General features: G+C 62.9%; 6 protein-coding genes. 2 read left to right on the forward strand and 4 right to left on the reverse strand.

The window, feature by feature from the left end; genetic code table 11:
• Positions 1 to 92 precede the first annotated feature (92 nt).
• The 3 genes from pyrH to rpsB form a co-directional block, all read right to left on the reverse strand.
• Positions 93 to 809 (reverse strand): UMP kinase, encoded by a 717-nt coding sequence (gene pyrH / locus U5A67_RS38490; protein ID WP_321814472.1) that lies wholly within the window; start codon positions 807 to 809, stop codon positions 93 to 95.
• A 264-nt stretch (positions 810 to 1,073) separates the two neighbouring features.
• Positions 1,074 to 1,955, reverse strand: coding sequence for a translation elongation factor Ts (gene tsf, locus U5A67_RS38495; protein WP_205981742.1), 882 nt, complete (start codon positions 1,953 to 1,955; stop codon positions 1,074 to 1,076).
• A 213-nt stretch (positions 1,956 to 2,168) separates the two neighbouring features.
• Complete coding sequence (rpsB, locus tag U5A67_RS38500; protein WP_205981743.1) at positions 2,169 to 2,924, reverse strand: 30S ribosomal protein S2; 756 nt, start codon at positions 2,922 to 2,924, stop codon at positions 2,169 to 2,171.
• 367 nt (positions 2,925 to 3,291) lie between these two features.
• On the opposite strand from rpsB, the gene map reads away from it, so the two are divergent.
• Both map and U5A67_RS38510 read left to right on the forward strand, forming a co-directional pair.
• Positions 3,292 to 4,113 (forward strand): type I methionyl aminopeptidase, encoded by an 822-nt coding sequence (gene map, locus U5A67_RS38505; RefSeq protein ID WP_205981744.1) that lies wholly within the window; start codon positions 3,292 to 3,294, stop codon positions 4,111 to 4,113.
• Positions 4,114 to 4,379: 266 nt separating this feature from the next.
• Positions 4,380 to 6,959: a [protein-PII] uridylyltransferase gene (locus tag U5A67_RS38510; RefSeq protein WP_205981745.1), complete on the forward strand. Its 2,580-nt coding sequence runs from the start codon at positions 4,380 to 4,382 to the stop codon at positions 6,957 to 6,959.
• Between the two features lie 3 nt (positions 6,960 to 6,962).
• Here U5A67_RS38510 and U5A67_RS38515 read toward each other — a convergent pair.
• Positions 6,963 to 7,841 (reverse strand): hypothetical protein (locus U5A67_RS38515; protein ID WP_321959813.1); only part of this gene is annotated, 879 nt, incomplete at its 5' end.

Below are 7,841 nucleotides of genomic sequence, written 5' to 3' on the forward strand. Positions count from 1 at the left end.
TTTGATACCTCCGAACCTTCATTACGGTACGGGCCCGCCAGCGCGCATAGAGGGCGGCGCGGCCCGAGATCGATCTCGCGTGAGACGAGAGTTTACACGTGGACGAGCGTGCCTTCGTCTTCGCCTTGAATGATGCGCTTGAGCGCACCCGGCTTGACGATCGAAAAAACACGGATAGGCAGCTTCTGGTCGCGGCACAGCGCGAAAGCCGTGGCGTCCATGACCTGCAGATTGCGGCCGATTGCCTCGTCGAAGCTGATCGTCGAGTAGCGCGTGGCCATCGGGTCCTTCTTGGGATCGGCCGAGTACACGCCGTCGACCTTGGTGGCCTTGAGCACGACTTCAGCGCCCACTTCCGCGCCACGCAGGGCAGCGGCGGTGTCGGTCGTGAAGAACGGGTTGCCCGTGCCGGCCGCGAAAATCACGACCTTGCCTTCTTCGAGTTGACGGATCGCGCGGGGGCGGATGTACGGCTCGACCACCTGGTCCATACGCAGCGCGGACTGCACACGCGCTTCGATGCCGGCGTGACGCATGGCGTCCTGCAGCGCGAGCGCATTCATCATGGTCGCGAGCATACCCATGTAGTCGGCGGTGGCGCGGTCCATACCGGCTGCGCCGCCCGCGACGCCGCGGAAAATATTGCCGCCGCCGATCACGACGGCGAGCTGGGTGCCCAGACGCACGACCTCGGCCACGTCTGCCACCATACGTTCGATCGTGGCGCGATTGATGCCGAAGGCATCATCGCCCATCAGGGCTTCGCCGGAAAGTTTGAGCAGGACGCGTTTATAGGCGGGTGTGGGCATGGAGGTATCCAGGATCGCGCGCAAAAGGCACTAACAGGGCAATAACTTGAAACTGTAGGGGTGAAATACTGCTTGGGGCAAGCGCCACCAGAAATAGCGAAGATTTGCGACACCGGGCACGGCGGATGGCCGCCATGCCTGGCGCGCTACTCGGGCGTCGCTACGCTGCCCACCGCGGCGGAGAAACCCCACCGCGGCTTGCTACGGTACTGCGATAAAGCTTTGACTGCTTTGAAGCGTGAAGCTTAAAGGCTTGCGCGGCCTTTATTGCTGCTTTGCAGCAGCGACTTGCGCGGCCACTTCAGCTGCGAAGTCGTCTTGACGCTTTTCGATGCCTTCGCCAACGACGAACAGCGCGAACTTCTGCACCGAGCTGTTAGCAGCCTTCAGCATCTGTTCGATCGTCTGCTTGTCGTTCTTAACGAACGGCTGGTTCAGCAGCGAGACTTCCTTCAGGTACTTCTGGACCGAACCGTCAACCATCTTGGCGACGATTTCAGCCGGCTTGCCCGATTCAGCAGCCTTCTGCTCAGCGATGCTGCGCTCCTTGGCGATCAGCTCGGCCGGCACGTCGTCCGACGACAGCGAAACCGGCTTCATTGCAGCGATGTGCATCGCCACGTCCTTGCCGACCTGCTCTTCAGCGCCCGTGTACTCGACCAGCACGCCGATACGCGTGCCGTGCAGGTACGCAGCCAGCTTGTTGGCGGTTTCGAAGCGCGCGAAGCGACGGATCGAAACGTTTTCGCCGATCTTGCCGACCAGGGCCAGACGCACTGCGTCGACCGTCGAGCCTTCCAGCGGCAGAGCCGACAGAGCGGCGACGTCAGCCGGGTTTTGCGTAGCGACCAGTTCGGCCACCGTGTTCGCGAATGCGAGGAAGTCGTCGTTCTTCGCGACGAAGTCGGTTTCGCAGTTCAGTTCGACCACGGCGCCAGCGTTGGCACCGATGAACGAAGCGATCACGCCTTCAGCCGTAACGCGCGATGCAGCCTTGCTCGCCTTGTTGCCGAGCTTGACGCGCAGGAGTTCTTCAGCGCGTGCCAGGTCGCCGTCGGCTTCCGTCAGCGCCTTCTTGCATTCCATCATCGGCGCATCGGTCTTCGCGCGCAGTTCTGCCACCATGCTTGCGGTAATTGCCGCCATCATTCGCTCCTTGAGTCTGTCTGGTACGCGCCGGTCGCAGGGTTCGATGCAACCGGCAGGAATTCGTTTCCGTTTTTGCCCGTGTTGAAACGCTTTTTTACAGCTGCTTCTACAGGACTACGGTGCCGCCCATATGACGCGGCGTCGAATGCCACGGCTTAAAAAAAAGGGGCCTATGGAAAGCCCCCTTTTCTTGCCGGACACGGGGGCAGCTTACGCCTCCGGGTTGACCTCGACGAACTCGTCGTCGCCTTCGTTGCCGCGAGCGGCTGCAACCACTTCGTTCACCGAGTTAGCACGGCCTTCGAGGATCGCGTCTGCCACGCCTTGCGTGTACAGGGCGACTGCCTTGCTGGCGTCGTCGTTACCCGGGATGACGTAGTCGATGCCTTCCGGCGAGTGGTTCGTGTCGACCACAGCGATAACGGGGATGCCCAGCTTGTTGGCTTCCGTCACAGCGATCTTGTGGTAGCCGACGTCAACCACGAAGATTGCGTCCGGAATGCCGCCCATGTCCTTCACGCCGCCGATCGACTTTTGCAGCTTGGCGATTTCGCGTTCGAACAGGAGCGCTTCCTTCTTGCTCATCTTTTCGAGTTCGCCTGCCTCAACAGCCGCTTCCATGTCCTTCAGGCGCTTGATCGAAACCTTCAGCGTCTTGAAGTTGGTCATCATACCGCCGAGCCAGCGCGCGTTCACGAACGGCATACCAGCGCGGCTTGCCTCTTCAGCGATCGTGTCACGCGATTGACGCTTCGTGCCGACGAACAGGATCGTGCCACGGTTCGATGCCAGCTGACGCACATACTTCAGTGCGTCGTTGTACATCGGCAGCGTCTTTTCGAGGTTGATGATGTGAATCTTGTTGCGATGACCGAAAATGAAGGGGGCCATCTTCGGGTTCCAGAAGCGCGTCTGGTGACCGAAGTGGACACCTGCTTCCAGCATTTGGCGCATGGTAACTGCCATGTTTCAATTCTCCGCTAGGGTTTGGGTCTGAAGCCGGTTGCCGTATCGGTGCACCGCCCTGCTTTTGGGACTGGCACGCCCGACACCCTGGGTGCGACCGGCTTGCGATTTCAAATTTGCTTTACGTCTATTTACTACTTGCCGCCCTTTATTTATTGCCTGTGGCGACATCAGGCACAATCCCTCACCAGAACCGCTCTTTTGAACGAGACGGGAGCGACTTAGCCGAAGAGTATAGCACGCAAACTGTGCACGCCTCAAGACGGCTATTACCCTCGTGAAATGGTTTCGCCCATTCTCAAAAGCCAGCGACCATGGGGATAAGGTGCGATAATTCGATATTCGACTGCATTTTCGGGCGCACACCATGGCCATTTCGATCAAGAACGAACACGACATCGCGCAAATGCGCGTCGCCTGCCGGCTGGCGAGCGAGGTGCTCGACTACATTACGCCCTTCGTAGTGGCGGGCGTCACGACCGGCGAAATCGACCGGCTCTGTCACGAATACATGACCAACGTGCAAGGCACGGTGCCCGCGCCGCTGAACTATCAGCCGCCCGGCTACCCGCCCTACCCGAAGGCAATCTGCACCTCGATCAACGATGTGATCTGTCACGGTATTCCGGGCGACAAGGCGCTGAAGAACGGCGACACGCTCAATATCGACGTCACGGTGATCAAGGATGGCTATTTCGGCGATACGAGCCGCATGTTTATCGTCGGCGAAGGTTCGATCCTTGCGAAGCGCCTCGTGCAGACCACGTACGAATGCATGTGGCTCGGCATCGATCAGGTGCGTCCGGGCGGCCATCTGGGCGACATCGGCCATGCCATCCAGCGTTATGCGGAAGCACAAGGTTATAGCGTGGTGCGCGAATATTGCGGTCACGGCATCGGCACGGTGTTCCACGACGAGCCGCAGGTGCTCCACTACGGCCGCGCCGGCACGGGCGTGGAACTGCAGCCGGGCATGATCTTCACCATCGAGCCGATGATCAACGCCGGCCGCCGCGACATCCGCACGATGCCGGATCAGTGGACCGTCAAGACCAAGGACCGCAGCCTGTCGGCGCAGTGGGAGCACACGGTACTCGTCACCGAAACCGGCTACGAAGTGCTGACGGTTTCGGCGGGCACGCCTGCCAAGCCGGCGATCGTTGCACAGGCAGCGGGCGCGACGGCCTGATCGGCCTTATCGGTAGCATCTCCAACCGCCCGGCCAACTGCGTCGATCCAGTTGACCTTTACCGGGGCGGCGTAGCAGGGCTTGCGCCACACGCGCAAAGCCAGCAAGGCAACACCGGCATCACTGATGCATGAAGCGGGCAAGAGGCAGGCGGGACGCCGCCTCGCGTACCGCCAGAAAGCGGCACCCCAACCCGAACGGCCCGGCCAACGGCCGCCAGGAACGCAAGGCCCAGCCTTTCCAACCGCGCCACCACACCCTGACCCATGAGCGTTCTCGCCGTCGCCGCACCCGATACGTCGTCGCTGAAGTCCGACTACAAGGCCGCCAAGGCCCAGTTGCTCGAACGCTTCAAAAGCGCGTCCAATGTCGATTCGCTGATGCACGCCCTCGCCCGCACCACGGACGAGACGCTGCGCAGCGCGTGGGCGCTCTGCGAATTGCCGGCTTCGCTCGCGCTCGTGGCTGTCGGCGGCTTCGGCCGGGGCGAACTGGCGCCGTTCTCTGACGTCGATATCCTCGTCCTGCTCCCCGACGACGAAGCACTCGAACCGCTGGAAGCGCGCATCGAGCGCTTTATCGGCCTGGCCTGGGATCTGGGTCTGGAAATCGGCAGCAGCGTGCGCAGCGTTTCGCAGTGTCTCGAAGAAGCGGCCAACGACGTGACCGTGCGCACTTCGCTGCTCGAAGCGCGCCGCATCACCGGCAGCACGACGCTGTTCGGCGACTTCGCCCAGCGCTATCGCGACGCCATGGACCCGCGCAGCTTCTTCCAGGCGAAGGTGCTGGAAATGCGCCAGCGCCACGCGCGCTTTCAGGACACGCCCTATTCGCTGGAACCGAACGTCAAGGAAAGTCCCGGCGGCCTGCGCGATCTGCAACTGATCATCTGGATCACGGAAGCGGCAGCCTTCGGCAGCAGCTGGAAAGAACTCGATCAACGCGGCCTGATCACCACGCGCGAAGCGCGCGAGTTGCGCCGCAACGAGTCGTTCCTCAAGGCGCTGCGCGCGCGCCTGCACGTGATTGCCGGGCGCCGCCAGGACATTCTCGTGTTCGATTTGCAGACGCCCGTGGCGGAGAGCTTCGGCTTCAAGGCCAGCACCGCGCGGCGCGCCAGCGAACAGCTGATGCGGCGCTATTACTGGGCGGCCAAAGCGGTCACCCAGCTCGCCAGCATCCTGATCCAGAACATCGAAGCGCAACTGTTCCCGAGCACGAGCGGCATCACTCGCACGCTCTCGGACCACTTCGTCGAAAAACAGGGCATGATCGAAATCGTGACCGACGATGTGTTCGAGCGCGAACCGCACACGATTCTCGAAGCCTTCCTGCTGTATGAGCAGGTGCCTGGCGTGAAGGGGCTGTCGGCGCGCACCATGCGGGCGCTCTACAACGCGCGCGACAAGATGGATCTGCACTGGCGCCGCGACCCCGAAAACCGGCGTCTCTTCATGGAGATCCTCAGGCAGCCGGCCGGTATCACGCATGCGATGCGGCTGATGAACCAGACGAGCGTGCTGGGACGCTACCTGCTGAACTTCCGGCGCATCGTCGGGCAGATGCAGCATGACCTCTATCACGTCTACACGGTCGATCAGCACATCCTGATGGTGCTGCGCAATATCCGCCGCTTCGCGGTGGCGGAACACGCGCACGAGTATCCGTTCTGCAGCCAGCTGATCGCCAATTTCGAGCGCCCGTGGGTGCTCTACGTGGCGGCGCTTTTCCACGATATCGCCAAGGGGCGCGGCGGCGATCACTCGCAACTCGGCATGGCCGACGCGCGGCGTTTTTGCCGCGAGCACGGCATCGACACCGAAGATGCCGACCTGATCGTCTGGCTGGTCCAGCAGCATCTGACCATGAGCCAGGTCGCGCAGAAGCAGGACACGAGCGACCCCGAAGTGGTCAAGCGTTTCGCCGATATGGTCGGCACCGAGCGGCGTCTCTCAGCGCTTTATCTGCTGACCGTGGCCGATATTCGCGGCACCAGCCCGAAGGTCTGGAACAACTGGAAGGGCAAGCTGCTCGAGGATCTATATCGCTCGACGCTGGCCGTGCTCGGCGGCGCGCGCCCCGATACGCATTCGGAACTCAAGACGCGCCAGGAACTGGCGCTCGCGCTGCTGCGCCTCGAAACCGTGCCCGAACACGCGCACCGCGCGCTGTGGGACAAGCTCGATGTCGGCTACTTCCTGCGCCACGATGCCGCCGATATCGCGTGGCAGACGCGTGTGCTCTATCGCCATGTGGAAACGCCCTCGCCCGTCGTGCGCGCGCGCCCGTCGCCGATCGGCGAAGCGCTGCAGGTGCTCGTCTACGCAAAGGATCGTCCCGATCTGTTCGCGACGATGTGCGCGTACTTCGACCGCAGCGGCCTGTCCGTGCTCGACGCGCGCGTGAGCACGACGCGCCACGGCTACGCGCTCGACAACTTTATCGTCGCCCATACCGAGGGCGACGTGCATTACCGCGACATCGCGAACCTGGTCGAACAGGAACTCGCCGAGCGTCTCGCGGCCGAAAGCCACGTGTTGCCGGAGCCGTCGAAAGGACGGCTTTCGCGACTGTCGCGCACCTTCCCGGTGACGCCGCGCGTCGACCTGCGGGCCGACGAACGCGGCCAGTACTACATCCTGTCCGTGTCGGCGAACGACCGGCCGGGCCTTCTTTATTCGATCGCGCGCGTGCTGGCCGAGCACCGGGTCGGCGTCCATGCGGCGCGGATCAATACGCTCGGCGAGCGCGTCGAAGACGTATTCCTGCTGGACGGCTCGGGGCTTTCCGATAACCGTCTGCAGATCCGTGTCGAAACCGAACTGCTGCGCGCGATAGCAGTGTGAAAGTCAAAGCGAATTACCTGAATCATGCGAGCCAAACTCACAGCCAAACACCCGCGCCCGGCCACGCCGGAACGCTCCCCCGTCCGACGCGGCACCACGACCGCGCGCAAGCCCGTGCGGCCGGCGGAGGCGCGGCCTGCTGAAGGGCGGCCGCAAGGGCAAGGACGTCCGGCGGGTGCGAAGCCCGCAGCCGGCAAGCCGATGTCGCGCGAACGCGATGGCGGCGAACGTCGCCCGTTCCGCCCGCGCGAGGATGGCGGTGAACGCCGTCCGTTCCAGTCGCGCGAAGGCGGTGGTGAGCGCCGTTCGTTTGGGCCGCGTGAGGATGGCGAGCGTCGTCCGTTCAAGCCCCGCGAAGGTGACGGTGAGCGCCGTTTCCCGCGTCGCGATGAAGGTGGTGAGCGTCGCTCGTTTGGCCCGCGTGAAGATGGCGAGCGCCGTCCGTTCAAGCCGCGTGAAGGCGACGGTGAGCGCCGATTCCCGCGTCGCGATGAAGGTGGTGAACGTCGCTCGTTTGGGCCGCGTGAGGATGGAGAGCGCCGTCCGTTCAAGCCGCGTGAAGGTGACGGTGAACGCCGATTCCCGCGTCGTGATGAAGGTGGTGAGCGTCGCTCGTTTGGGCCGCGTGAAGATGGCGAACGTCGTCCGTTCAAGCCGCGTGAAGGCGATGGTGAACGCCGATTCCCGCGTCGTGATGAAGGTGGTGAGCGTCGCTCGTTTGGGCCGCGTGAGGATGGCGAGCGTCGTCCGTTCAAACCGCGTGAAGGTGACGGTGAGCGCCGATTCCCGCGTCGTGATGAAGGTGGTGAACGTCGCTCGTTTGGGCCGCGTGAGGATGGCGAACGCCATCCGTTCAAGCCGCGTGAAGGTGACGGTGAGCGC

The organism is Paraburkholderia sp. J69-1, assembly GCF_905220255.1.
Classification (GTDB): Bacteria; Pseudomonadota; Gammaproteobacteria; order Burkholderiales; family Burkholderiaceae; genus Paraburkholderia.

What these genes read in the sequence shown, in the direction of transcription:
- tsf (WP_205981742.1), bottom strand. Translation starts at nt 1,955, where the DNA reads ATGGCGGCAATTACCGCAAGCATGGTGGCAGAACTGCGCGCGAAGACC.
- pyrH (WP_321814472.1), bottom strand. Translation starts at nt 809, where the DNA reads ATGCCCACACCCGCCTATAAACGCGTCCTGCTCAAACTTTCCGGCGAA.
- rpsB (WP_205981743.1), bottom strand. Translation starts at nt 2,924, where the DNA reads ATGGCAGTTACCATGCGCCAAATGCTGGAAGCAGGTGTCCACTTCGGT.
- map (WP_205981744.1), top strand. Translation starts at nt 3,292, where the DNA reads ATGGCCATTTCGATCAAGAACGAACACGACATCGCGCAAATGCGCGTC.
- U5A67_RS38510 (WP_205981745.1), top strand. Translation starts at nt 4,380, where the DNA reads ATGAGCGTTCTCGCCGTCGCCGCACCCGATACGTCGTCGCTGAAGTCC.